23 protein-coding genes and 1 pseudogene are annotated in these 26,667 nt (G+C 37.5%); 11 read left to right on the forward strand and 13 right to left on the reverse strand.

Features of this window, described 5'->3' with window-relative positions:
- Positions 1-276: 276 nt before the first annotated feature.
- From RT723_RS03695 to RT723_RS03710, 4 genes and pseudogenes are all read left to right on the forward strand, one after another.
- A complete protein-coding gene (locus tag RT723_RS03695) occupies positions 277-1,065 on the forward strand; it encodes a substrate-binding periplasmic protein (protein WP_315945924.1) in 789 nt (262 codons plus the stop codon).
- Positions 1,066-1,245: 180 nt separating this feature from the next.
- Positions 1,246-2,412: a ligand-binding sensor domain-containing protein gene (locus RT723_RS03700; protein ID WP_315945925.1), complete on the forward strand. Its 1,167-nt coding sequence runs from the start codon at positions 1,246-1,248 to the stop codon at positions 2,410-2,412.
- Positions 2,397-4,550: a ligand-binding sensor domain-containing diguanylate cyclase gene (locus tag RT723_RS03705; protein ID WP_315945926.1), complete on the forward strand. Its 2,154-nt coding sequence runs from the start codon at positions 2,397-2,399 to the stop codon at positions 4,548-4,550. Before RT723_RS03700 ends, RT723_RS03705 begins: the two co-directional genes overlap by 16 nt.
- Positions 4,551-4,593: 43 nt before the next feature.
- Positions 4,594-4,821: pseudogene (locus RT723_RS03710) on the forward strand (response regulator); the annotation flags it as partial.
- Positions 4,822-4,824: 3 nt separating this feature from the next.
- Here the strand turns inward: RT723_RS03710 and RT723_RS03715 are convergent.
- Entirely contained in the window at positions 4,825-5,694 is an 870-nt protein-coding gene (locus RT723_RS03715; protein ID WP_315945927.1) for an MOSC domain-containing protein, read from the reverse strand.
- Between the two features lie 72 nt (positions 5,695-5,766).
- Positions 5,767-6,648, reverse strand: a complete 882-nt coding sequence (locus RT723_RS03720; RefSeq protein WP_315945928.1) for a MipA/OmpV family protein — start codon at positions 6,646-6,648, stop codon at positions 5,767-5,769.
- 171 nt (positions 6,649-6,819) lie between these two features.
- Here RT723_RS03720 and RT723_RS03725 point away from each other — a divergent pair, with 171 nt between their 5' ends.
- Positions 6,820-7,545, forward strand: a complete 726-nt coding sequence (locus RT723_RS03725; protein ID WP_315945929.1) for a hypothetical protein — start codon at positions 6,820-6,822, stop codon at positions 7,543-7,545.
- On the opposite strand, the gene RT723_RS03730 is transcribed toward RT723_RS03725, so the two are convergent.
- On the reverse strand, positions 7,542-9,326 hold the full coding sequence (locus tag RT723_RS03730; RefSeq protein ID WP_315945930.1) for an ABCB family ABC transporter ATP-binding protein/permease: 1,785 nt from the start codon (positions 9,324-9,326) through the stop codon (positions 7,542-7,544). The genes RT723_RS03725 and RT723_RS03730 overlap by 4 nt on opposite strands.
- 194 nt (positions 9,327-9,520) lie before the next feature.
- Between RT723_RS03730 and RT723_RS03735 the strand changes: the two genes are divergently transcribed.
- Both RT723_RS03735 and RT723_RS03740 read left to right on the forward strand, forming a co-directional pair.
- Entirely contained in the window at positions 9,521-10,033 is a 513-nt protein-coding gene (locus RT723_RS03735; protein ID WP_315945931.1) for a hypothetical protein, read from the forward strand.
- 144 nt (positions 10,034-10,177) lie between these two features.
- Positions 10,178-10,738 carry a phosphoribosyltransferase gene (locus tag RT723_RS03740; RefSeq protein ID WP_315945932.1) on the forward strand — a complete coding sequence of 187 codons (561 nt, stop codon included), beginning with the start codon at positions 10,178-10,180 and terminating at the stop codon, positions 10,736-10,738.
- Between the two features lie 70 nt (positions 10,739-10,808).
- Here RT723_RS03740 and RT723_RS03745 read toward each other — a convergent pair whose 3' ends face one another.
- From RT723_RS03745 to rho, 6 genes are all read right to left on the reverse strand, one after another.
- The gene (locus tag RT723_RS03745; RefSeq protein WP_315945933.1) at positions 10,809-11,291 is read right to left on the reverse strand and encodes a GNAT family N-acetyltransferase; all 483 of its coding nucleotides are present in this window, start codon (positions 11,289-11,291) and stop codon (positions 10,809-10,811) included.
- A 72-nt stretch (positions 11,292-11,363) separates the two neighbouring features.
- The gene (locus tag RT723_RS03750; protein ID WP_315945934.1) at positions 11,364-11,978 is read right to left on the reverse strand and encodes a peroxiredoxin family protein; all 615 of its coding nucleotides are present in this window, start codon (positions 11,976-11,978) and stop codon (positions 11,364-11,366) included.
- 83 nt (positions 11,979-12,061) lie between these two features.
- Positions 12,062-12,760 (reverse strand): NAD(P)H-flavin reductase, encoded by a 699-nt coding sequence (gene fre / locus RT723_RS03755; RefSeq protein WP_315945935.1) that lies wholly within the window; start codon positions 12,758-12,760, stop codon positions 12,062-12,064.
- A gap of 39 nt (positions 12,761-12,799) precedes the next feature.
- Positions 12,800-13,081, reverse strand: a complete 282-nt coding sequence (locus tag RT723_RS03760; RefSeq protein ID WP_216056573.1) for a 2Fe-2S iron-sulfur cluster-binding protein — start codon at positions 13,079-13,081, stop codon at positions 12,800-12,802.
- Entirely contained in the window at positions 13,078-14,571 is a 1,494-nt protein-coding gene (gene ubiD, locus RT723_RS03765) for a 4-hydroxy-3-polyprenylbenzoate decarboxylase (protein WP_216056574.1), read from the reverse strand. The genes RT723_RS03760 and ubiD overlap by 4 nt, the downstream gene beginning before the upstream one ends.
- An 81-nt stretch (positions 14,572-14,652) precedes the next feature.
- Positions 14,653-15,918 (reverse strand): transcription termination factor Rho, encoded by a 1,266-nt coding sequence (gene rho / locus RT723_RS03770; RefSeq protein ID WP_216056575.1) that lies wholly within the window; start codon positions 15,916-15,918, stop codon positions 14,653-14,655.
- A gap of 295 nt (positions 15,919-16,213) precedes the next feature.
- On the opposite strand from rho, the gene proB reads away from it, so the two are divergent.
- The 3 genes from proB (at position 16,214) to RT723_RS03785 (ending at position 19,623) form a co-directional block, all read left to right on the forward strand.
- A complete protein-coding gene (gene proB / locus RT723_RS03775) occupies positions 16,214-17,329 on the forward strand; it encodes a glutamate 5-kinase (RefSeq protein ID WP_315945936.1) in 1,116 nt (371 codons plus the stop codon).
- Between the two features lie 15 nt (positions 17,330-17,344).
- Positions 17,345-18,595: a glutamate-5-semialdehyde dehydrogenase gene (locus tag RT723_RS03780; protein ID WP_315945937.1), complete on the forward strand. Its 1,251-nt coding sequence runs from the start codon at positions 17,345-17,347 to the stop codon at positions 18,593-18,595.
- A 143-nt stretch (positions 18,596-18,738) separates the two neighbouring features.
- Positions 18,739-19,623 (forward strand): alpha/beta fold hydrolase, encoded by an 885-nt coding sequence (locus RT723_RS03785; protein ID WP_315945938.1) that lies wholly within the window; start codon positions 18,739-18,741, stop codon positions 19,621-19,623.
- Between the two features lie 8 nt (positions 19,624-19,631).
- Here RT723_RS03785 and RT723_RS03790 read toward each other — a convergent pair whose 3' ends face one another.
- A complete protein-coding gene (locus tag RT723_RS03790; RefSeq protein WP_315945939.1) occupies positions 19,632-20,255 on the reverse strand; it encodes a LysE family translocator in 624 nt (207 codons plus the stop codon).
- 159 nt (positions 20,256-20,414) lie between these two features.
- Positions 20,415-22,652, reverse strand: coding sequence for an acyl-CoA dehydrogenase (locus RT723_RS03795; RefSeq protein ID WP_315945940.1), 2,238 nt, complete (start codon positions 22,650-22,652; stop codon positions 20,415-20,417).
- A 250-nt stretch (positions 22,653-22,902) separates the two neighbouring features.
- Between RT723_RS03795 and RT723_RS03800 the strand changes: the two genes are divergently transcribed.
- Positions 22,903-24,417, forward strand: coding sequence for a YifB family Mg chelatase-like AAA ATPase (locus RT723_RS03800; RefSeq protein WP_216056581.1), 1,515 nt, complete (start codon positions 22,903-22,905; stop codon positions 24,415-24,417).
- A gap of 23 nt (positions 24,418-24,440) precedes the next feature.
- Here the strand turns inward: RT723_RS03800 and RT723_RS03805 are convergent, their stop codons facing one another.
- Positions 24,441-25,421: an NAD-dependent epimerase/dehydratase family protein gene (locus tag RT723_RS03805; protein WP_315945941.1), complete on the reverse strand. Its 981-nt coding sequence runs from the start codon at positions 25,419-25,421 to the stop codon at positions 24,441-24,443.
- Positions 25,422-25,431: 10 nt separating this feature from the next.
- Positions 25,432-26,637 carry an alpha/beta hydrolase-fold protein gene (locus RT723_RS03810; protein WP_315945942.1) on the reverse strand — a complete coding sequence of 402 codons (1,206 nt, stop codon included), beginning with the start codon at positions 26,635-26,637 and terminating at the stop codon, positions 25,432-25,434.
- Between the last annotated feature and the right edge of the window lie 30 nt (positions 26,638-26,667).

Below are 26,667 nucleotides of genomic sequence, written 5' to 3' on the forward strand. Positions count from 1 at the left end.
TAATTGAAAAATCTTAACTATCGAAGATAGCTAAGGCTTAATTTAACGCAAGTAAAACTTTATATCTAAAGGAACAAACAGTGAAGTTCTGAATTCCGTCATCGTGAACTTTACTATTGATTTGAGCAAAAGTTAATGTTGTTGATTTTACCTTAAAGTATATAACCAATTTATTTATAACCTTGTTATTGTTTAATTGAATAGTCAAACGCCACATTTGTTTGGTATCTTAAAATAGATAATTAAAATTAACTTCGTTTCACACGTATGGCATAAATGTTACGTAACATTACTTACATAGTACTGAGCTGTTCATTATTTTTCACGTCTTGCATTCAAGCTAAGAGCTTAAACATTGCGTCAGATATTTGGTGCCCTTATATTTGCAACGATAAAAACTTACCTGGCATTTTAATTGAAGTTTTAACTGAAATAGCCAAAGTTAAAAATATTCCAATGAATTTTAATATCATACCGTTATCACGATCGCTTATTATGGCCAAACGTTCGGAAATTGATATTGTACTAGCCATTACAAAGTCACATATTCAAGAATATAAATTACAAAAAAGTGTTTTGTATTATGGTGGTTGGTATAATGATTTTTATATAAATAGCCAAGATAAATGGATGTTAAATAATCCGCAAGATATTGATAACTTTCTTAAATCTGGCCAAGTTTTAGGATTAATAAAAGGTTATGATTATGGTCGAACTATCAATAATTTCATCATTAAATATCCTAATAGTATTTATCAAGCCACAGGTAACTCACCATTAATAACCTCTATTAAAATGTTACAAAAAGGACGTATTGCAGCGCTACTAGACTCTAGATTTAATGTTGAATATGAAATGAATAAATTTAATATTGTGGACATAAGACATGCTGGTAGTGAAGGTGACTTTGTCCCCTTATTCCTAGGTTATTCCCCAAAAGTTGGTATAGATATAATAGAAGATGTTGATGATGGTTTTTTGTTTATTACTAACAATGGTACTTTTGATCAAATTCTAAAAAAATACGGTGTTTCAAATTGGCACGCCCAAGGCCCACTAAAATAGTAATTTTATATTATTTTCAGCAATACACACCGATAGCTTAGTTATGAAAAAGTGGGGTTTTACTATATATTAATTATGCAGTTTATTTTCGATTGATTTTACCGTACTAATGACTTATTAAATGCTAAAGCAACTTGATGTAATGGAATTCAATACTTTGATTAACCTACTAAAATACTTATGCTTTCTGATCTTCTTCCAGATAATTCCCCCCTATATGCTTTTGCCTCTGAGTCATCTATACGATTTGAACAAATATCAATCGAGCATGGATTACCACAAAGTAGCGCTAAAGCCATTTTACAGGATCGACTGGGGTTTATTTGGGTAGGTATGGAAGAAGGGTTGGCTCGTTATGATGGTTATGAATTTAAAGTGTTTAAAAAATTAAACGACACGCAATCCATTTCAAATAATTATGTAACCACCATTATTGAAGGCAAAAACGGGTATATTTGGGTTGGGACTCGAGCCGGTGGATTAAACCGTTTTAACCCAGCTACTGAAAAATTTACTCGTTACCAATACCAAGAAAACAATCACAATAGTATTAGTAGCAATAACATTCATGCTATTGCTCAAGACGACGCTGGCAATATTTGGATAGGTACTGATGGTGCAGGACTCAACCAATTTAATCCAGATACTGAAAGATTTACCCATTTCCGTCACCAAGTGGATAACACTAATAGCATTAGTAGTGATGCGATAAGTGACGTTTTTATCGAAAAAGAAGGACATATATGGATCGGAACCTGGGGGGCCGGTCTTAACCGATTTAATCCGGATACTGGAAAATTTAGCCTTTTTCAACATGACAACAATGACCCATCTAGTATCAGCAACAACACCGTTAGGGATATTATTGAAGATGAAAAAGGAAATCTATGGTTGGCAACTAAGGGAGGCGGGCTAAACTATTATAATAAAACCAGTCAAACATTTACTCACTATCGACAAAATGCCACAACCCCTAATTGGTTAAGTAATGATGAAGTTGAAACACTTCTTGAAGATCCTCAAGGAAATATTTGGATAGGAACGTTAGGTGGTGGACTCAATCACTTTAACCTAAGTAATAATCATTTTACCCAATATCGTCATCAGCCAACAAACCTGAATAGTTTGGGAAGTGATAGCGTCAGATCAATAATATATGACCAACAAGGAAACTTATGGGTTGGTACTGACGGTGGTGGGTTAAATAGGTTAAATTCTCTAACTCAGCACTTCACCCATTATCAGCATCAAAATAACAACCCAAACAGTTTAAGTCAGAATATTATCCGTGCCATTACTGAAAACAGTAATGGCATACTTTGGGTCGGTACTTGGGGGGAGGTCTGAACCGTTTTAACCCAGAAACTAATCAGTTCAATCATTACCGTCATGACCCTAATCAACCTAATAGCTTAAGTGATGACAAAGTCTATGTGATCACTGAAGATAAAAACAATAACCTTTGGATAGGCACGGATAAGAATGGTTTAAATCTATTTAATCCAAACACAGAACGATTTAAACATTACCGCCATGATCCATCCGACCAAAACAGTTTAAGTGACAATCCTGTCAGTGCAATAACTGAAGATAAACAAGGAAATATTTGGATAGGGACATGGAAAGGACTCAATCAATACAACCCTAAAACTGAAAAGTTCACCCATTACCGACATGACAAGACAAACCCAAATAGTTTAAGTAATGATAGTGTTCGAGTGATAACAGAAGACCGTCATGGCGATCTGTGGATAGGAACTTGGGGCGGTCTTAATCAGTTAAATCCAAACACAAAAAAGTTTACCCATTTTAAACATCTTGCCGATGACCCTGACAGCTTAAGTGATAACACAGTTTATGGAATTACAGAAGATTCACAAGGCAACTTGTGGGTAGGTACGGCAAGTGGTTTAAATTTATTAAATAGAAAGACTGGGAAATTCACTCATTTTTTTGAAAAAGATGGGCTAATAAATAATGTTGTTTATCGTATTGAAGAAGCGAACGACGGCACTATTTGGCTAAGTACAAACCAAGGCTTATCTAACTTTAACCTTAAAACCAATAGGTTCATAAATTATAATATGGGTGATGGTTTACAAAGTAATGAGTTTAACGCCGACGCATCAGGAAGTAATGCCAAAGGGGAGCTATTTTTTGGCGGCATTAATGGGTTTAATCGGTTTATTCCTAATGACATCAAAGCCAATACACAGCAACCCACTGTCGTATTTACCGATATGTTATTGTCGAATCAATCCGTTCCTATTTTTAATGATTTAGATGAGATTCGGTACGATCAAACTCAGATAATTAAGAGTGCATTGAATAATAATTACGCATTGACAAAGGCAATTCATTCTTCCTCAGATATCATATTGACCCATTTACAAAACTTGGTCACTTTTGAATTTAGTGCTTTGCATTACTCCAACCCAACAAAAAACCAATTTGCATACAAAATGGATGGATTTGACGAGCAATGGATTAAAACAGATCATAAAAATAGGCGTGCTACTTATACTAACTTGCCAACAGGCGATTACGTATTACGAGTTAAAGCCAGTAATCCGTATGGCATTTGGAACGACGAAGGCGCATCGTTGAACATAACGGTATTACCTCCCCCTTGGTTTTCATGGTGGGCATATAGCTTGTATTTTATTATCTTTGTTATCATTATTTGGCTAATTATACGAGCTCAACGCAAAAAAATAGAATTTGTGCAAAAGCTCAATGAAACACTAGAAATGAAAGTTACCGAGCGAACGCTAGGGCTGCAAAAAGCCAATGAAGAATTAGCCAAAATAAGTGTGACTGATGAACTCACAGGGTTAAAAAATCGACGTTTCATCACAAATAATTTAAAGAATGATATTGATCTCATTTTACGCCGTCAGCGAACCGTAAAACAAAACAATATGCCTCAAGAACAAAATGAATCAGACTTAGTTTTCTTCTTATTAGATATAGATGACTTTAAACAAGTGAACGATAAGTATGGGCACTCAGCAGGTGACGCCGTATTAATGCAAATAAAACCAATTTTGAGCGCTGTTTTCAGAGAGACGGATTATTTTGTGCGCTGGGGCGGTGAAGAGTTTTTAGTTATTGCTCGCTTTTCTGACCGAAGTAATGCGAGTTATCTTGCTGAAAAATTAAGAAGAGCCGTTGAAGTGTTTGACTTTGAAATTGACGAGCACTGTACAATTAACAAAACTTGCTCTATAGGTTTTGCCAGTTTCCCATTTATTATTTCACATCCAGAAGCGTTAAGTTGGGAACGTGTGGTTGATATTGCTGATCACTGTTTATATGCAGCAAAAAAATCCAATAAGAATACTTGGGTCGGCTTAGACAATATAAGTTGTACGGATATTAATATATTGGCATTAATGCCAAAAAATACCGAAACATTAATAGCGGCAAATATATTAGAAGTGAGTAGTTCCTTATCTAACAAAAGCGATATTAAGTGGGATTAACTCATGCAAGGTTCATGATGATTAAACGAATAACACCTCATTTAACGTGGTACTAATGGATATGCAAATGCCAGTACTTGATGGAATAGAAGCAACTAAAATATTACGCACTAAAGCCAAGTTTAAAGATCTACCAATTATCGCGTTAACTGCAAATGTAAGTAAAGAAGACATCGACATTTGTAACGCGGCAGGTATGAACGATTACGCTTCTAAACCTATTGAAGCCGATAAGTTAGCTAAGCTAATTTTGCAACATCATATTCAGTAAATGTTAGACAAATTCAGCTTGATCACCAACGTACACCATGTGACCAATCGCATTTTTACTGTTTGGTGCTAATACCGCATTTTGACCAAAAAAAGCGCCTTTTTGTTCTACATGTGTCATGTTAAACAAAGTTTTTGATGGCTGTTGTGGAGTAGTGACTTGACCAGAAAGTTGATCAATTCCTGGTACATTGCAACGTTCACAGGGATTACAACAATCAATAACACAGGTTTGTCTATTATCTTGTCCGGTAATAATTAAACTACTGCTTTGATGCTCCACAAATGCCGTCATTCCATCAATGATGATATTTCCTCGAAAACGATTCATTGGGATCGCTGGAAGTTGCTGCGATAACAATTGACTATTTAGCACGTCGAGTGACGCTGTATTTGTGAGTAAAAACGGATATCCATCTGCAAAGTGTGTGGTGTTTTTATTACCTTGACTGTGTTTTACACTGACTTGACGCTCAAAACTGGGATTCATTCTTACCAAACTGAGTGTTTGTCCGCGCCATAAACCAAGCACATTAACTAACCAGTCTGATGCCTTTTTTCCTTCATCTAAAACCTGACATTCGCTTTTCCACACCGTTGCGGTTTTCTGTTCAGTTAAGTCAGAATTTAATGCAATTTCTAAAGGTGTATGATCTGGGTGGGTTAATACTAAATGAGTTTCGGTTATCGCCGTATGTATTGTCGCCATTTTTGCACAACTACGTTGTGTTAAAAACAATCCATCTTCATTAACAACCATCCAATGTCGATCCCACTGAAGCCCTTTCTCTGTTAGTAAGCTTTGTGTCAAACTGATCCCTTGTAACGATTTTACCGGGTAAATCACCAACTCTGAAATAACACCAGGTACCATAGTATGAACTTCCAATTTTTATTGAAGAAAATGTAATGCCGAAAAGCGAGTGTACTTATTTATTATAATGACTTAATTAAATAACCAAAAATATGATCCACCAAATAAGTTATGGGTGGTGACTTTCACCAATGGTGAGGACGAATATTTGGCCGCGCTTATATCACTGTGTGCAAAAAATAAACTTACAATTTGATTGTCCTTTTGCCAACGTAAACCAGTATTAAATCTAAAACCAGCGTAACCACCAAAAGCCGTATATTGTTCACGAGTTGCCGTCGCAAAAATTGGATCTACCCCATAAAACGTTTGTGCATATTTGTCTGAGACAAACTCAAATTTAAACGAACCAGATATACTGACATGTCCTAAAAAATAATCTTTATCTAAGCGTTTTCTAAATACTATGCTTGGACTAGAACTGAAGTTTAGCGATTCATTTTTGAACGTCCTAGCTTCTCTGAAGTTAATATCAATAAATAATGCATTATTTTTGGTATCACCTCCTTTCAGAAAATATTTAAAACTGGGACCGTATTCTATAACGCCATCAATATCATCCATCCCCTTTCTGGCTTTATTTTTATCACTGTTTACTGGAATTGCACCTGAAAGGCTTAATGATACATACAGATTCTCACTGTTAAATAATTTGCCATTAATTCCGCTTTGGCTAATTTTCATTTTGGGGCCGTTATAATAAATATATGGTACTGGCAGTAATAACGCTCTGCTTTCATCGGAGCCAATATACTCTGGTACACCATTTACTGAAGCTATTCCCACCCCAAAAATCCACTTACCCTTTTCGGGGGTTAAATTTGCTTGGTTTTTGTCGCAATCTATTACTTCTAGGATTTCACAACTGCCTGCTCCAACTTCAGCTATCGCATATGAAGGGACATTAATGACTAAAAGAATAATGATAGAACGAAAGATTAATTGAATATTCAAACGGCAGCCAATCAGATTAATTAAGTTATATCGTTTGTTTTATCGAAATTTAACGAAAAAACGTACAGTTATTTGTTGATTTTAAATATGAAAATTAAACGTTAATATAATGACATATATATTACTTAGGTAGAAAAATTGATTAAATCAACGTTTAAAGTTTTCTCGTATATGATTATTTTATTAATCATAGGCTTTTTACTCAAACCTATGCCCAACTTTGAACACTCATCACCGAGGGAGTTACCTTGGGCATTACCAGATATTAACCAAGCATATACAAATTATCAGTATTTAGATAATGGTCAAATATTGATTGAAATAACGCATGTCCCACTTATCAATATAACACCTAAAATGTTAGCCTGGTTTTATCAAAACTTACCGATTTCAACAGTACAAATTGATCAAACAACTTTACCTTGGTACCACATATTTCATCCCTCTGAACATGGTGTTATAAGTGTTGTAGAACCCGCTACTAATAACCTGCCTGGCATGGGTATTGGTGCTCTAATTCAAAGAAAAGAGTGGTTTGGTGATTTCAACAGCCAAGGAGCTGGCCGCATAATTAACTTTTCAGAACAAGGCATGACTATTAAACCTGAGTTAGCTGGATTGTACTTTGGTCAGATTGAACACTCGTTTATTCAAACGAATAAAGGCAGCCAATACACAGTAAAAAGTCTAATTGGTTCAGATCTGCCCGTTTTAGGCCCTATTATTAACTTAGTCATTCGTTATAAAATGTTCCCTGAGCCTATGATCAAACAATGGCTTAGGCATCAAGTCGAAGAAGTAGGTAGTCTGAACTCATTTTTACCTCAACTGTACGGTGCTAAGCATAACGAACACCATTACCGACTCCAGTTATCAACACAAGCTGAACTCAATTAATCTTGTTGCATAGCCCACATTTTTGCGTAGCGGCCATTCGCTAACAATAACTCTTGATGGTTACCGGTTTCAACAATTTCGCCTTGGTGCATTACTATGATTTTATCTGCATCAACTATGGTGGATAACCTATGAGCAATAACCAATGAAGTATGACCTTTGGCTATTTCTTGTAATGCAGCCAAAATAGCTTGTTCAGAACCTGAGTCTAAGGAAGACGTCGCTTCATCAAAAATTAGTATTGGTGGACGTTTTAATATGGTTCTCGCAATAGCAACACGTTGTTTCTCTCCACCTGATAATTTTAATCCACGTTCTCCAACCACAGTTTGTTCTTTTTTAGGCAAGTCTTGAACAAAATCATACAAGTGTGCGTGTTTAATGGCTTGCCAAACTTGACCATCATCAGCATTCGGGTTGCCATACCGTATGTTTTCAAAAATAGAATCATTAAATAACACGGTATCTTGAGGCACGATACCCATATGTTTTCTTAACGATTGTTGGGTTATCGTTTTTATGTTCACCGAGTCTATTTCGATTGAACCTGAAGTCACGTCATAAAAGCGGAACAACAACTTAACTAGGGTTGATTTGCCAGAGCCACTTTCCCCAACCACTGCCAATTTTTCACCGCTGTTTATCGTAAAGTTAATGCCTTTCAAAATTGGCCGACTTGGGTCGTATTTAAACCTGACATCATTAAAGCTGATTGTGCCATCACCAATGTTAAGTTCCTTGGCTTGTTTTTCATCGGTAACTTTTGGTACACGTTCTAATAACTCAAACATTTTTTCAATATTCGCTAACGAGCCTTTAATTTCGCGATAAACAAATCCTAAAAAGTTTAACGGCATAAACAGTTGCATCATAAATGCGTTAATTAATACAAAGTCACCTAAAGTCATCTCTTTTGCTACCACACCATTGGCGGCCAATAACAACATTGAAGTCATCGCCGACGCTATGATCAGGGCTTGCCCACTATTTAGACCAAATAGGGTTAATCGGTTTTTCCTGCGAGCGGTTTCCCACAAAGCCAATTCTTCATCGTAACGTTGTGATTCGTATTGTTCATTGTTGAAATATTTAACGGTTTCGTAATTTAATAAGCTGTCGATAGCTCGGGAGTTGCTGGACGAATCGGCTTGATTAGCTTCGCGAATATATTTAGTACGCCATTCTGTGGCATAAGCGGTAAACCCGATATACAACAAAATGGAACCTAACGTGATTAACGCAAAATTTAAGCCGTATTGATAAAAGAAAATAGCGACAACAAACAAAATTTCTAACAAAGTAGGGACAATATTAAACACCATAAAACGCATTAAAAAACTAATGCCAGACGTCCCACGCTCCATATCTCTTGATAAACCACCCGTTTGACGATTTAAATGAAAATCCAAATCCAAATTATGTAAGTGATCAAATAACTTTAATCCCACTCGACGCATTGCTCTTTCAGTTACGCGACCAAATAACGTATCTCTGATCTCACCTAAAATAACATTAAAGAACCTAAGTAATCCGTACAATAAAACTAAGGTAACAGGCACCGCAATAATACTGGTTAATCCATCGTTTACTTGCTCCAAGGAATCAACGATTTCTTTTAATATAAAAGGTAAACCGACAATGGCGACTTTAGCTAAAACCAAACAAAGTAAGGCTAAAATTATCCTAGGCTTATGTTCCATTAAATACGGAATTAAAGACTTAACCGAACGCCAACTAAATTCAACAGGGGTATTGTCTTGGTGATGTCTGTTTTTTCTCAATTTGTGCCCTTAATAATTTCACTTATCAATATAAAGATGTTCTTTCAACATGAAATTAATTAAAATAAACCATTAATTCTTCACATTGGGAGGCTCTATTCGTGGTATTTATCGTTACATGTATTTTAAGCGTGATCTTTGTATTTATAATCGGCCTCACTTTACTACAAATGCGTACTGCATGGCTCACTGAAATGAAAAACAAATCATTAAATCAGCAGTTTAGAGAGATTCAATCTGACTTTAGAGAGCTTGTTTTACCACTGTATACCGACAATATAATTAATGTCATGACAAAACAAAGACTAACAACGATTGCTACTAACTTTTTTGTTTTTCAGCCCATTAGCGAACCTAATATAGAGCGTTTGCTGCTAACCGTAGAGTCATGTCGTTCTGCATTTTCTCAATGCCGTTTAGCTAATGCTCAATACCCTGAACAATTTCCGCCCTTGTTTGAACAGTTCGTGAATTCTATCCCTACGAGCGCACGTGATTTTAATGCGCACTTTTATAATATTACTTTACCCAGTGTGTTAGAAAAATTTACACATTCATTAGACGCCTTATCTGAAGTCATAGAACAAGAAGATGATATGAATGAAGAGCTTGATCATAATGAAGTGCAAGAACTCGCCATGCCTACTTTTGAACCCTTTGTAGATACCTCCTATGACTACGAACAAAAGCAACAGAACATACTTTAATTTAAGTTACTTTCCCCCGTTTTTGCTTTTCACTGAATAAATATTCCCACATTAGGTGATATTCTTGAGTTCATTAAAGAATTACGTTTTAGCCACCTGATAAATAATCTATAATTTGGTCATATTTCGTAATTGGAAAAATAGATGAGCACAAAAAAATTTATTACTTCACAAGAGCTTCTAGAAGATTCATTTAGACTGGCTCATCAAGTATTTGAAGACGGTTTCCGTCCCGACTTTATCATTGGTATCTGGCGTGGCGGCGCACCAATAGGGATTGCAGTTCAAGAGTTCTTTGATTTTAAAAAAGTAGAAACGGATCACATCGCGGTACGTACTTCGTCTTATTATGGTATTGGTTTGCAATCAAAAGAAATTAAAGTGCATGGACTTCATTACCTCATCGAAAATGCCAACGCCTCAGATACATTACTCATTGTTGACGATGTGTTTGACTCTGGACGTAGTATTGATGCCTTAATTAAACAAATAAAGACTTTATCTCGTCTTAATACACCAAAAGATATTCGTATCGCTTGCCCTTGGTATAAACCAACCAACAACCAAGTGGATATTAAACCAGATTATTTCGTACATGAAAGTGCAGAATGGTTAGTTTTCCCACATGAGTTGTCTGGCTTAACAACAGAAGAGTTGATTGAGGGTAAAACGGAATTAGCTAATATCAAACATTTGTTAGTTTAATATTGCCAGTGACCAAAAATATGCCAGTTAATAAACTGGCATTTTTTGTTTTGGCTTAAGTGGGCATAAGTTAAAGTACTTTTTCCCAGAACATGGCTTTACCCATTTCAGGATCTAGTTCATAACCTGCAAAACCAAACTTAATATATGCATTTTTTGCAACCGCATTACCTTCTAGGACTTCTAAAGTCAGCTTGCATACACCACGTTCTTTAGCAATGGATTCAACTTTTTCCATCATCTTCATGCTTAAGCCTAATCCTCTAAATTCACTGTTTACCGTAACATCATGAATATTCAGGATAGGTTTACATTTAAAAGTCGAAAAGCCCTGAAAGCAGTTGATCAAACCTGCGGGTTTTCCATCAACATAACATAAGACAGAAACCGCGTTAGGGGTATTGATTAGTGCTGTCACTAAGTTCTGTTGCGTATATTCAGATAATGCTTGTCCGCCGCCCATTGGGTCTAATGCATAACCATTAAGCAGAGTAACAAGATCTTCGGCATGTTGTGGATTGGTGTAATCGGCTTGTAAAATTTCAACTGACATAAATAAGGCTCTAAATTAATGTTAAAGCCTAGTCTATTGGATCCAGCTGTTTAGTTCAGCATCAATTTAATATTATTGTACTTTTGCAAATACCGTTTTGATTTTCGCTAATAGCTGTTCACCATTTGGTCTCGTTGTATGGTCGGTTGACGCATACATCCAAACAACCTCTGACTCAGCTATTGAGTCAGCCTGTTTTAACAAGTAAACCGCTGGGTGGGGTAAGCTTTTTTCAGATGCAATTCCGTACGCTTTAGTTACTTCTAATTTACTATCACTTAAAAATGTATAACCTTGTCCAAACTGACGTTTAGTATTTTTTGCTGCACTCACTTCATCAGGACTCACAGCTAGCAATTTGACATTGTAATCTTTTAGCTCTGGCAACACGGATTGGATCGTACTAAATTGATCAATACAATACGGGCACCAGTCACCGCGATAAAATATTAATAATATATTTTGTGTTTGTAATGTTTGCTCAAGATTCACTTGCTGGCCTGAACTATCACTCAAGGTAAAGTCTTTTGGCGCATTGCCTGTCATTATAGAAGATACGGCTAGGTCCGAATAGGATTGCTCTAAATGACTATCATCCGCTGCGGTAATTCCGATAAGCCCACAAGCAAATAGTGACAATGCAGTCATCACCGCGACTAATGGTTTTGTTAAAACGTTGTTGTTCATTATTCTTCCTTCAGTAATAAAAAAGGTCTTAATTTATGTAATAAACTAAGACCTTGAGTTACTTTATTTTATTTCATTAACCATTAAATATATGCAAAAGCGTCTGCAAAAATACGTTCTTTAATCGCACCTTGATTAATAAAGTCTTCACGCGCGATACCCGCCATTTTGAAAGGTCCCGCTAAGTAGATGTCATATGGGGCTAAATCTTTAATATCGTTCATTACCGCTTGGTGTACATAGCCTGTTTTACCTTGCCATTGAGTTGATGGGTTTTCGACAACCGGTATAAATTCAAAGTGACTGTGTGAAGCTGCCCACGTTTCCATTTCAGCTCTGGCGTATAAAGCAGACTCTTCTTTTACACCCCAATACAAAATAACGGGAGTGGTTGCCTTGATACTAGTTAAGTGATCTGCGATGGATTTAGTATACGAAAAACCAGTTCCGCCAGCCATCAAGATAATTGGACGATCAGAGCTAGTTTGTATATGAGCATTACCCAATCCTACTTCTAAAATAACTTCGCGATTAACTGACATGTGATCGAGCGCACCACGAGGATAAGAGTCATCAGGTCCAGCACCGATATGCAACTCTATGGCTTCAGCGTCTGGCGCCGAGGCTATCGAAAAAATACGTTTGTCTTCTTCCGATAATACAATTTGCAAATATTGGCCAGCTTGAAACTCTGCCGGTATTAGTGGTTTTAGTTTTACAATATTAACAAAGTTGGTAGCCGCTTCGATTGATAAAACTTCGGCTAAAATAGTTTGTGGCATTTGAATTTCTCTTTTTGTTTTACTCAACAATTAAAGTATTTATTTAATAAACGGATGATGTAATGTCATATCCGTGATTGGGTAACCAATACAAGCATAAGTGAACTTTTGTTCATTATCGGCTTGAGTTAACAATGTGGACTCATCTCTGCCCCCATAACTAACTTCGCCATTTACTGTTTTACATACACACGCGGTGCAAACCCCTTGGCGACAGCGAAATGGAAAACTAATATCATTACGTTCTGCTGCTTCAAGTATCGTCTCGCCTTCCTTAACGGAAAACTGAATACCACTTGGATTGATGGTAATTGTTGTCACAGTTTTGCCTTTGGTTCTTCAGTTAACGGTATACCTAGTTCATCCCAAATTTCATCAACTCGGCTTTTCACTTCTTCTGTCATGACGATAGGTTCACCCCATTCACGATCAGTCTCGCCCGGCCATTTGTTAGTGGCATCCATCCCCATTTTTGATCCTAAACCAGAAACAGGAGAAGCAAAGTCCAAGTAATCAATAGGTGTGTTTTCGATTAACACTGTGTCGCGAGCAGGATCCATACGAGTAGTGATTGCCCACATCACATCTTCCCAATTACGAGCATCAACATCGTCATCACAAACAATAACAAATTTAGTGTACATAAACTGCCTTAAGAACGACCAAACTCCCATCATCACCCGTTTAGCATGACCTGGATATTGTTTTTTCATGGTTACGACGGCCATGCGGTACGAACACCCTTCAGGCGGTAAGTAAAAGTCGACAATTTCTGGATATTGTTTTTGAATTAATGGCACAAATACTTCGTTTAACGCCACACCCAAAATAGCAGGTTCATCTGGTGGACGCCCGGTATATGTGCTGTGATAAATAGGATCTTTTCTGTGCGTTAAATGAGTTACGGTAAATACAGGAAACTCTTCAACTTCATTGTAATAACCCGTGTGGTCGCCATAAGGGCCTTCAGGTGCCGTTTCATTTGGGTCTAAATACCCTTCTAATACAAACTCCGCAGAGGCAGGAACTTGTAGATCATTCGAAATACATTTTACGACTTCGGTTTTATCACCACGTAATAAGCCAGCAAAGCCATACTCTGACAATGTGTCCGGAACAGGAGTAACCGCGCCTAATATAGTGGCAGGATCGGCACCTAATGCGACGGCAACTGGATACTTTTCACCTGGGTTCGACTTTTTAAATTCAGCAAAGTCTAATGCTCCGCCGCGATGGGATAACCAACGCATGATCAATTTATTACGAGACAATAACTGCTGACGATAAATACCTAAGTTTTGGCGTGGTTTATTAGGACCTTTGGTGACGGTTAATCCCCAAGTCACTAATGGAGCTACATCACCTGGCCAACAATGCATAATTGGTAACTTAGTTAAATCGACATCATCGCCTTCTAACACGACTTTTTGGCAAGGTGCTTTTTTTACTTCTTTTGGTGACAAGTTTAATACTTGCTTAAATATAGGTAGTTTTGAAAACGCGTCTTTAAAGCCCGCTGGGGGTTCTGGTTCTTTTAAAAATGCTAACGTTTCACCTACGCCACGTAAGGCAGACACATCTTCTTGACCCATCCCCATAGCAACACGTTTAGGTGTACCAAATAAATTAGCTAATACTGGGATATCAAACCCTTTTGGGTTTTCGAATAACAAGGCAGGACCTTTACCGCGTAATGTTCGGTCGGCAATTTCCGTCATTTCAAGGTGGGTATCCACCTCTTTTGTAACCCGAACTAGTTCGCCTTGTTTTTCAAGCTGATCGATGAAATCTCTTAAATCTTTATATTTCATTTACACACTTCTTTTAACTACCCAAATAGTAAAAAACCCCAAAGCTAAGTTGGGGTTTAATCATTTAACCTAACAAAGCGTTTAACTTTTTTGGCGTTTCATCGCCTCAAAGAATTCATCGTTAGTTTTGGTCATTCCTAATTTATCAATTAAGAACTCCATAGCTTCTACTTCTTGCATTGGATTAACAATCTTACGAAGTATCCACATTTTTTGTAATTCATCTTTAGAAGTCATTAACTCTTCACGACGAGTACCAGAACGATTGAAGTCTATGGCTGGGAATACACGGCGCTCTGCAATCTTACGATTTAAGTGCAATTCCATGTTACCTGTACCTTTAAATTCTTCGTAGATTACTTCGTCCATCTTAGAACCTGTATCTACCAAAGCAGTTGCTATGATAGTTAAACTACCACCTTCTTCAACGTTACGAGCCGCACCAAAGAAACGTTTTGGTTTATGTAGTGCATTGGCATCAACACCACCAGTAAGAACCTTACCAGATGACGGGATAACCGTATTATAAGCACGAGCTAAACGCGTGATGGAGTCTAGCAAGATCACGACGTCTTTTTTGTGTTCTACTAAACGTTTGGCTTTCTCGATAACCATTTCCGCCACTTGTACGTGACGGCTAGCTGGTTCGTCAAATGTTGAAGCAATAACTTCACCTTTTACTAAGCGTTGCATCTCTGTAACTTCTTCTGGACGTTCGTCAATTAGAAGTACCATTAATTCAGCTTCAGGGTGATTAGCCGCAATTGAAGTTGCAATGTTTTGCATCAACATTGTTTTACCAGCTTTAGGTGGAGCGACAATCAGACCACGTTGACCGCGTCCAATTGGTGATGCTAAATCTAAAACACGAGCAGTAATATCTTCCGTAGAACCATTACCACGTTCCATAGTAAAACGAGATGTTGCATGTAATGGAGTTAAGTTTTCAAATAAGATTTTGTTGCGGGAGATTTCTGGTTTGTCGTGGTTTACTTGTTCTATTTTTAATAATGCGAAATAACGTTCTGAATCTTTCGGGGGGCGAATCACTCCCGATATAGAATCACCTGTACGTAAATTAAAACGTCGTATTTGGCTTGGTGATACGTATATATCATCAGGCCCTGCTAAATACGATGAGTCAGCTGAACGTAAAAAGCCAAATCCATCTTGCAATATCTCTAATACGCCATCGCCATAGATAGATTCACCACTTTTGGCGTGTTTCTTTAAAATGGAAAAAATTATGTCTTGCTTGCGCAGACGGGCCATGTTTTCTAGACCCATAGTCTCAGCTAATTTGACCAATTCGCTAATAGGCTTACTTTTTAGTTCTCTTAAATACATAGATGTGTCTTTGTTTTGATGTGGACTTCAGGAGTTAGTGGTTAGAATTTGGACAGGAACGCTCCAAACTTGTCACATAAGTTAGCAGCATTTTTAACCAGGGTAAAGGTGATATGTAAACAAATACTAAATTAAATTAAATTTTTTCAAAATTGAATCAAATTATGATGATAAATAGTCACCTTCAAAGATAATTATCTAACTCATATCAATTGCGTATCGATCTCGTTAGCGTAATCAGTTAGAGTAAAATTAAAGTATTTATTCAAATTTCTCACTAAAGAACATTCAAGGTATGAACACTCAAGATTGGACCGGCTGGCAACGAGCCGTTATAAAAATTGGCAGCGCATTAATCGCGCCAAATGGCTGTGAAGTGAGTGGTCAATTTATTTTGCCAATCGCTAAGTTTATCAATGATGCTAGAGCACAAGGTAAAGAAGTTATATTAGTTTCTTCAGGTTCAGTCGCAGCGGGGAGAAATGAAATAAAATGCCACAACCAAGGTGTGACTATTGCTGAAAAGCAAGCAATGGCCGCCATTGGTCAAACTAAAATGATGGCTAACTGGCAACGTTTTTTTGATGTCAGTTGTGCCCAACTGCTCATTACTCATGGTGATTTAAGAGACCGAAGACGTTACGTTAACATCAAAAATACGATTCGAGAGTTACTCGCCAACAATATTATCCCAATTATTAATGAAAACGATACCGTTGCCACAGAAGAACTTAAAGTCGGTGACAACGATAACTTGGCGGCATTAGTTGCCTTAATATGTGATGCAGATATTTTATTTATTTGTAGTGATATTAATGGCTTATATAACGCCGATCCGAAAACGACTCCTAGTGCTGAACTGTTGCCAATTGTTGACGAAATTAACGCTGCAATATACGCATTAGCCGGTGACACCCAGAATAAAATTGCTACAGGTGGTATGATAACCAAGTTACAAGCCGCCGAAAAAACCACAAACAATGGTATTCACACTTTTATTGTTAACGGTAAAACAGAAAATACATTCTCTAAGTTGTCGGATAAAGAACATGTCGGCACTTGGTTTAAAGCGGTACACAATAAAGATACCGCCAAAAAACAATGGCTAAAATATACCCTGCACGCCAGTGGTAAAATAGTCATTGATGAGGGAGCAAAAACAGCTTTATTAGGCAATGGTGCCTCGCTGTTAGCAAAAGGAGTCGTATCTACACAAGGAAATTTTATCCGTGGAGAAGCGATAGATATTGAGTACAACAATGAAATAATTGCCCGAGGATTAAGCCAATATTCAAAATCTGAATTGGATTTAATTGCAGGCAAAGACAGTGCGAAATTTGAGTCCATATTAGGTTTTAAGCACAAAGAAGAGATCATCCATAGGGATGATTTGGTATTATTTAACAGCTAGATGAGGAAACACAGAATGACTTTTTCTATTCAGAACATGGCTTCACAGGCTAAACAGGCAGCAAATGTAGTGGCATCACTGAGCACCGAAACTAAAAATCGGGTTTTAATGACTATCTCTGCCAACTTACAAGCTCACACCACAAAAATTTTAGCTGCAAATCAATTAGACATGAAAGCTGCAAAAGAAAATGGTTTATCCGAATCTATGGTAGATAGATTGTTATTAACTGAAGAACGTATTATTGATATTGCCAAAGCGGTAGAACACATTGCTAGTTTACCTGACCCTGTGGGTCTAGTGACTAAAACCTCACGTTTACCAAACGGTCTAAATGTATCGAAACAACGTATACCTCTAGGTGTTATTGCCATGATTTATGAATCACGCCCTAACGTTACCGTTGATGCTGCCTCTTTATGTTTTAAAGCAGGTAATGCCGTCGTACTTCGTGGTGGTAAAGAAGCGCTTCATAGTAACTTAGCGTTAGCCGATTCAATTCACCAAGCACTTGAGCAGTTTGATATCCCATTGCACGCAATTTCACTAGTTCCAGATCCAGATCGTGAGATCATGAATGAGCTATTAACCTTAAACGAAGAGATTGATCTATTAATACCTCGTGGCGGTGAAAACTTAATTAGACATGTAAGTCAAAACAGTCGAATTCCAGTAATCCAACATTATAAAGGCGTGTGCCATTTATACGTTGATCAATTTGGTGACTTAACGAAAGCGTTAAACATTTTAATAAACGGTAAAACCCAACGCCCTGGTGTGTGTAATGCCTTAGAAACCTTATTAGTGCACAAAGACGTTGTTAAGCAGTTTTTACCTGTAGTGGCTGCAACATTCGCAGAGAAGAAGGTTCGTGTACATGCATGTGAACAGGCGATTGAATACTTTGATAATGCCGATTTAGCAACGGATTTAGATTACGATGCAGAATATTTAGCATTAGAGATCGCGATCAAAGTTGTAGATTCATACGACGAAGCCGTTTCGCATATCCAACGCTTTAGTTCAGGCCATACAGAAGTAATCATTACTCAAGACATTAGCTTAGCCAACCAATTTATCAGACAGATTAACTCTGCTGTGGTTATGGTTAACGCATCATCTCGTTTCAGTGATGGTGGCGAGCTGGGTTTAGGTGCTGAAATTGGTATATCTACTAGTAAACTACACGCATATGGTCCTATGGGATTAGAGTCGTTAACAACAGAAAAATTTGTTGTGTTAGGTGACGGGCATACCCGAGTTTAACCTTGATTTAAATACGATTTACAATTCATAAATTTAAAAGACTGCATTAGTGCAGTCTTTTTTATGTTTATAAATCAAAGCTTGTATTGAACATGTAAATACTTAAACTGGGTACATTAGAAAACATCCGACCAGTTATGATTATGTTTCAACAATCGCTTTATTTATCTCAAAACAACCATACTTTACACATCCGCAACATAAATACCTCAACCAATGGTATACCCGTATTAATGTTTCATGGCTCCATTGAAAACGGAAAGATTTTCTACACCGAGTCTGGTAAAGGTTTTGCCTGTTATCTCGCTGAACAAGGCTTTGATGTGTATGTCGTTGACTTCCGTGGGCGAGGTGCAAGTACTCCTGTCATAAACGGTGATTCAAATTTTGGTCAACATGAAACCATAGTGCAAGATATTCCAGCTTTGATTGAATATGTTTATGGATTAACTAAACAACCAATGCATGTAGTTTGTCATTCTTGGGGAGGTGTTTTATTTGGCAGCGCATTAGCCAGGTTCCCTGCTTTATTGCCTCATATTCGAGCACAAGTCTGCTTTGGTACAAAACGACGTGTAACCGTATGGAACATGGAGCGATTTCTTAAAGTGAGTTTAGTGTGGAGCTTGTTTACTCCTTTGGTCACTAAAAGAACTGGATATTTAAATGCAGTTAAGTTTGGTATCGGTTCAGACAATGAAACACACCAGTCGATACTTGAATCACTTGACTGGATTAAATCATCTAAGTGGATTGACCCTATAGATAACTTCGATTATGGACAAGCAGCAAAAGAAATAGAATGGCCACAAAGCTGGCATATAACTGGCGTAAAAGACTTCGCGTTAGGTCATGCTCAAGATGTAAAACTGTTTATTAATGAAAGTTGTAAACATGCGGCGCGTTTCAGTAATTTATCTAAAAAGGCTGGTTACAAAGTCGATTATGACCATATTAATATCTTAACCCATCCTGATGCACCAAAAGACCATTTTCCAGAAATAGTCGATTGGTTAAAACAACATTAATATATATGCTAACTGAGCGCTAACCAAAGCGCCACGGCCATCATTAATGACCCAGATATCTTGTTTAGTTTTTTAACGTTATTTTGCTGGGTTAGAGCTTTGCCAATGGTTTTACCGCCTGTTGCATATAACATCATGCAAATAAACTCAGAACAAGAGATCACTAGGACTAACACGGTTAACTGTCCCAACAGTGATAAATTTGGATTTATAAAGGGCGGTAATAAAGAGATCATAAATGCCCAACCTTTAGGGTTGGCAATGGCCGTTAAAAAACCTTGATTAAACAAAGTTAGCTTACTAATACGAGTTGATTCAGATGGGGTATCAGATAACGCTAATTTCCCTTTTGAGCGCCACATATTGACGCCTACCCATAATAAGTATAACGCCCCTGCTATTTTCAAGAAGCTAAAAATCAAAGGATATTGCAGCATTACCGCAGAAACACCAACCACCGCTGTTATCGCAACGGTCGCAACGCCTAATAATTCCCCCCACATCATCCACATGGTTTTACGTACACCAATTGACATACCTAAAGTCATTGCCAACGTCATGCACATGCCAGGCGTAATACTGACAATAAAAAAAGTAGGAATAAATATCGCTAAAAGGGTGAAGTCGACCAAGGTGAGTGACCTAAAAATTCAATAAGCAGCTGTAGTGAATGGATTGTACTGCAAATATATATTTTGTCATTACCTACATCAAACGATGAACAAACAAATCACAGGCAATAAAAAAGCCTCAATAAATGAGGCTTTCTAAGTGTTTATAAAACTAATTAATTAAGCTGATTTTAATAATGGTTCTTTCACATCAATATTTGTGATGAGTTCCAAGTCAAACGTGTATTCATCAACTGCGATAGCTAATTTACGTTTAACGTCATAAGCGCTTAATCTATCTTTCTCTTCTGCTGTTAGTACATCAGCAGCGGTTGCTACATCCACTAATTCAGAAAACGTTAATTGTTTCTTGATAGTACCGGCACGTACGGCTGATTTCATTTTGTCTAACAAAGGTAATACATCCAGTTTCGCTTTGTACGCATCTTCCAATACAGTAAAGCCATCACGACCAACCATACGAACTAGAGATGTTAATGATTTTTTAGCATCATCATCTTTTAATGTTGCTTCTGCCAAATCAGTGATCATTTTATCAGACACTTTTGAACGTTTGATGAACGGCATACCTAATTTCGCACTTAATAAACCAGAAACTAATCTATTTGGGAAGTTATCTGAGTAAGCAAACAATGCATCTTCAGCTTGTTTTAATGCCCAAGTAGTACCGTAGTTAAAGTAAGGCGTGATTTGTTCACGACAGTCACTTTGTAAATAAAATTTAATGTTAGCCATTGCCATAAATAAGTAACTCATAACGTCACCTAAACGTGCAGATAACATCTCTTTACGTTTTAAGTCGCCGCCTAATACTAACAATGCAAAATCAGATTGAACTGCTAATGCTGAAGACAAACGATTAATTTGTTTTTCAAATTTCTTAACCATAGGGTCGGCATTTTTACCGCTGCCAAATCCAGGTAAATAAGCTGTTGCAACGCCGCGAAGGAAATTCTTAGTGCTGTAACCAATCGTTTTTCTCATTAACTTGTTAAATTCTTTATCCGCGCCTTTTTCTTCAGAGTGAATAACAGAAATTAAGTCTTGTACATGTGGATGACAACGAGTGGCACCCTGACCAAATATCATTAAGTTACGAGTTAAGATATTTGCACCTTCAACCGTAATACCAATTGGCGTAGCAAAATATGCGCTAGCTAATACATTGTTAGGACCCATTTGAATTGCTTTACCTGCTTGAACATCCATAGCCGCTTGTAGACAAGTACGACCCATTTCAGTCATGTGGTATTTAGCCATCGCAGTTATCACAGACGGTTTTAAACCTGCATCTAATGAATTTAATACTAAGTGACGCATTGCTTCTAAGTTGTAAGTCAAACCACCTATTAATGCTAATTGCTCTTGGATGCCTTCAAACTTTCCGATTGGCATACCGAATTGCTCACGAATTGCAGCATATTCAGAAGTTGATTTAAGTGAAGCATGTCCTGTTGCACAACCATTTGCTGGTAACGAAACACCACGACCTGCACCTAAACAAGATACAAGCATTTGCCAACCTTTGCCTATGTTCTTCGCTCCACCGATAACAAATTCCATAGGAACAAATACATCAGTACCACGAGTCGTACCATTGTAGAATTTAACGCCTAATGGATTATGACGATTGCCAATTTCAACACCTTCATAATCTGTCGGTAATAATAGACAAGTAATACCTAAGTCTTCTTCATTACCAATTAAGTTTTCTGGATCGAATACTTTTACTGCAAGGCCAAGTACTGTTGAAATAGGCGCTAACGTTATATAACGTTTGTCCCACGTACAACGTAAACCTACAACTTCTTCACCGTTATACATGCCTTTAGTCACAATTGCTCTGTCTGGAATACCACCAGCATCAGAACCAGCTTCAGGGCTAGTTAATGCAAAACATGGGATTTCTAAACCATCAGACAAACGTGGTAAGTAATGTTGCTTTTGCTCATCAGTACCAAAATGCGCTAATAATTCACCAGGCCCTAAGGAGTTAGGAACCATAACGGTTGTCGCAATTGGGTTACTCTTTGTAGAGATTGACGCCACAATAGTAGAACTTGCGTATGCGCTAAACTCTAATCCGCCAAATTCTTGAGGGATAATGAAAGAGAAAAATTTATTATCTTTTAAATGCTGTAACACTCGTGGTGGGATATGTGTGCTGTTATGCACTTCAACATCATCTAACATTTCTAATAATTCTGCTAACGGGCCATCAATAAAGGCTTGCTCACGCTCCGTTAATTTTGAAGGGGCAGTCTGTAACAAAGTATTAAAGTCTGGTTTACCTTGATAAATAGAAGCTTCAATCCACGTATCTCCAGCGTCTAATGCTTCTTGTTCAGTGCGAGAAATTTCAGGTAAGATTTTTCTAAATGACGTTCTTAGGCTCATAATTTGCCCCTCTTTATTCTGTTTTATGGTTGTCCAAGTGTTAATACTTGGTGCCAGACCTAGTAAATATAGTACAACTATACACTTAACTGGTCTGATGTCTTACCAGTGAGTGTATTAACTTTTTATCCAAAATGAAAGAGATCAATTCAATTATTTTTAAATATCTTTGTTCAAATAAGAAACAATATTGAACATTCCTAGTTTCAAACTATATTTTGTTCTTATAATAGGGAAATTGGAATTTGTAATGTCATTTGCAACTGTTTACAGCCGAGCCAGAGTAGGTATTAATGCCCCATTAGTGACGATTGAAGTCCATATATCCAACGGTCTCCCCTCTTTTCAAATCGTTGGGTTACCCGATGCTAGCGTAAGAGAATCAAGAGATAGAGTTCGTAGTGCGTTAGTAAATAGTGACTTTCAATTTCCACAAACAAGATTAACCGTAAACTTATCCCCTGCTGATATTCCAAAAGAAGGTGCACGATTTGACCTTGCCATTGCGGTTGGTATTCTTGCCGCATCGGCTCAGGTGCCAGTGGATAAACTCATACAATATGAATTTTATGGCGAGTTAGGATTAAATGGCGATGTACGTGGCATTATTGGTGAAATACCCACAACTATGGCTTGTGGCAAAGCCCAACGTATTTGTATATTGCCTAAAGAAAATATCAGCCAAGCTGGTTTAGTAGAAAACACTGAAATCCTAGAAGCATCAACATTAATGGAAGTTTTCCACCATTTAACCGGACAGCAAAACTTAGCCTTTCATCCTCCCAATAAAAATTCAGATAACACCCACATGGTTAGTGGTCATGACTTAAATGATGTGATTGGGCAAACAATGGCTAAACGCGCCTTAGAAATTGCCGCGGCGGGTCAGCATAACCTGCTGTTTTTAGGTCCACCAGGCACTGGCAAATCAATGTTAGCGTCACGCCTTGCCAGCATATTACCGGAAATGTCTATTGAACAAGCGTTACAAACTGCAGCTATTCATTCAGTTAGTGGCAAACCATTTGATTTTACCAAATGGCGAACCAGACCATTTAGAAATCCGCACCACACAGCTTCTGGCGTTGCCTTAGTTGGAGGCGGTAGTGTGCCTAAACCCGGAGAAATCTCTCTTTCACATAATGGTGTTTTATTCTTAGACGAATTACCTGAGTTTGACCGTAAAGTATTAGATGTATTAAGAGAACCCATGGAAACCGGTGTGATCACAATATCGCGAGCCACCCAACAAGCAGACTTCCCAGCCAGATTCCAATTTGTAGGTGCGTTAAATCCTAGCCCAACAGGACATTATAACGATGGTCGTAGTACGTCCGATCAGGTATTACGGTATTTAAACAAAATATCAGGGCCTTTATTAGACCGCATAGATATACAAATAGATGTGCCTGCATTACCAAAAGGTGCGTTAACGGGAAATAATCATACTGGGGAAACATCTGCCGTAGTTAAACAACGAGTGAATCAAGCTCGAGAAATTATGTTAGCCAGAGCCGGAAAACCCAATGCGTTATTATCCAGTAAAGAAGTAGCCAAATATTGTATCTTACTCAAAGATGATCAACTATTTCTTGAAAACACGATCCATCACTTAAATATGTCGATACGCGCCTATCATAAAATTTTAAAGGTGGCCCGCACCATAGCTGACTTACAACAAACTAAAGACATTAATAGAGGCCATCTCACTGAAGCATTAAATTACCGCGCGATGGATCGTCTGTTAGCCCATTTAAGCCAATAAATGACTTAAGCTAAATTACATACTTAGAGTAGTCGTTCCGATTTCATCCATTTGTAACAATCTTCTAACATCACATCGATGGAAATATTATCGACATAACCTAATTCTGTAACCGCCTTATTACTTGATGCGACAACACGTTTGGATACCATAGTGGCTTTTTCAGGTGTCATTGTTGGTTCTTTGTTGGTAACTAATGACCACCAATAAGATACATATCCAACAATTTTTAACGCCAACTTAGGCACGGTTTTATCTGCCGTTGGCTGATTTACTAATTTACCAATTTTTGTCACCACTTCTAAAAAGGCGCAATCTGTGCCTGCCAATATATAGTTCTCACCATTTTTGCCTTTTTCAAACGCAGTTATATGTGCCGCAGCCACTTCTTTTACATGACAATATGATCCTTCTCCTGGTGGTACGCCGGGTAAACTGCCGTTTTGGATCATAGTGAATAATTGTGACCAGTTATGTCTGTCATAAGGACCAATAATCGCACAAGGATTTAACACAACCGCATTTAACCCTCTTAGTTTGACCGCATCTTTAACTACTTTTTCACCCAAGAATTTAGTCTTTAAATAATTAACGCCACTTTGCATTGCCTTACTGGTATCTTGTTCTGTGATTATTGAATCATGGAAACCATAGGCTGATATTGATGAGGTGTGAATAAATCGGCCTACTTTATTTTCTAACGCCACTTCTACTAAGTTTTGAGTACTTACAACATTGGCTTGGAACTGCCTTTCGTTATTGCGACTCCACATATTGGTATCACCCGCTATATGAAATATTGCATCCAAATCCTTTGGCACTATTTTCTGTAATGAGGTGATATCGGTCAAACTCCCTTCAACTAAAGTCACGTCCAAATTAGCTAAATCACTAATATTTGAATTCGGTCGGTGCAGAGCAATTACTTGCCAACCTTTCTCAAGTAACTGTTGAATTACATTTAGTCCTAAAAACCCCGTTCCACCTGTCACAAATGCTTTCATAAAACGCTCTCTAATTATTTTTATTATCTGTTACTTTGGGAAATAAAATCTTAAACGCCTGTGGTAAACGTTTAGCCCAATCGGCTTCTGAATGACGGCCATCAACATCTTGCACCCAAGTAAACTGTTCAAACTTATGCTGTTTTGTGAGTACCTGTAACATCTCATCTATACCAGGCTGTAATTTTTGCTCTAATCCTATACCGCCGTTATCAATATAAAAATACACAGGGGTTGATGGTATATTTGAGTTTTGCACCACAGAAACATAATCGATATGGTCAACTTTAAGAGCAGGAGACATAACAATAGCTTTACTGAAAATTTGAGGATATTGCCACACCATAGCAAACGACATTATGCCGCCCATAGAAGACCCACCAACCGCTGTATATTCGGCCTTTGGTTTAGTGCGGTAATTGCTATCAATAAAAGGTTTAATAATGTTGATCACAAAGTCCATATACTGCTGACCTTGTTTTAGCGTGGGATCTAATTCAGTGCTTCTATCTTTACTGTTATTAATCCCAACTATAATGATTTTTTCCATCTCATTATTGTTCATCATATCCGTGGATGTTTCATCCATCTGCCAATCCACACCAAATGAAGAGGTAGCTGGATCAATAATATTCTGGCCATCATGCATATATAAAACTGGATATGACTGTTGCATGTCTTTGTTATAACCAGGTGGCAACCAGACTATGATGTCCCTCTCTAAAATGTCTTCACTACTGAAGTGTTGATGATATTCAACTGTGCCTGTGATTTGTCCTGATAACGTATTTTGAGATTTACTTGTCCACTGTTCCGCTTTAATCACAATGGTTTTATCTTTATCCGCAAGACCCACAAAATTTGGCAGCACACTTCCGTTTTTGTCTGCTATTTCAACGGACCAATCTCCTTGAGTAAACTTAAATTCAAACGACTCATTTATATTAAATGGCAAAGTGATCTGCCACGTGTCTTCTCTTAAATAACTAAGTGGTACTGAATCAGGTTGCCAGTTACCTAACACTTGGTTTGAACCAGTAATGTATATGTCGGCATTGGGTGTTAAGGTGGGGGAATGTAACTCAAAGGTAATGTTATGAGAGGTTTGCTTTTGGCTTTGAGACTGAAATGGGGATTGGGATTGGCCGCAACCTGTTAGCAGAGTTAAAAAACTAACTGTTAATAACATAAACGTAAGTACTTCAAACTTCTTCATTCAGCCGATCTTAATTATAAATATTTTAGA

The organism is Psychrosphaera aquimarina (genome assembly GCF_032461525.1).
GTDB lineage: Bacteria > Pseudomonadota > Gammaproteobacteria > Enterobacterales > Alteromonadaceae > Psychrosphaera > Psychrosphaera aquimarina.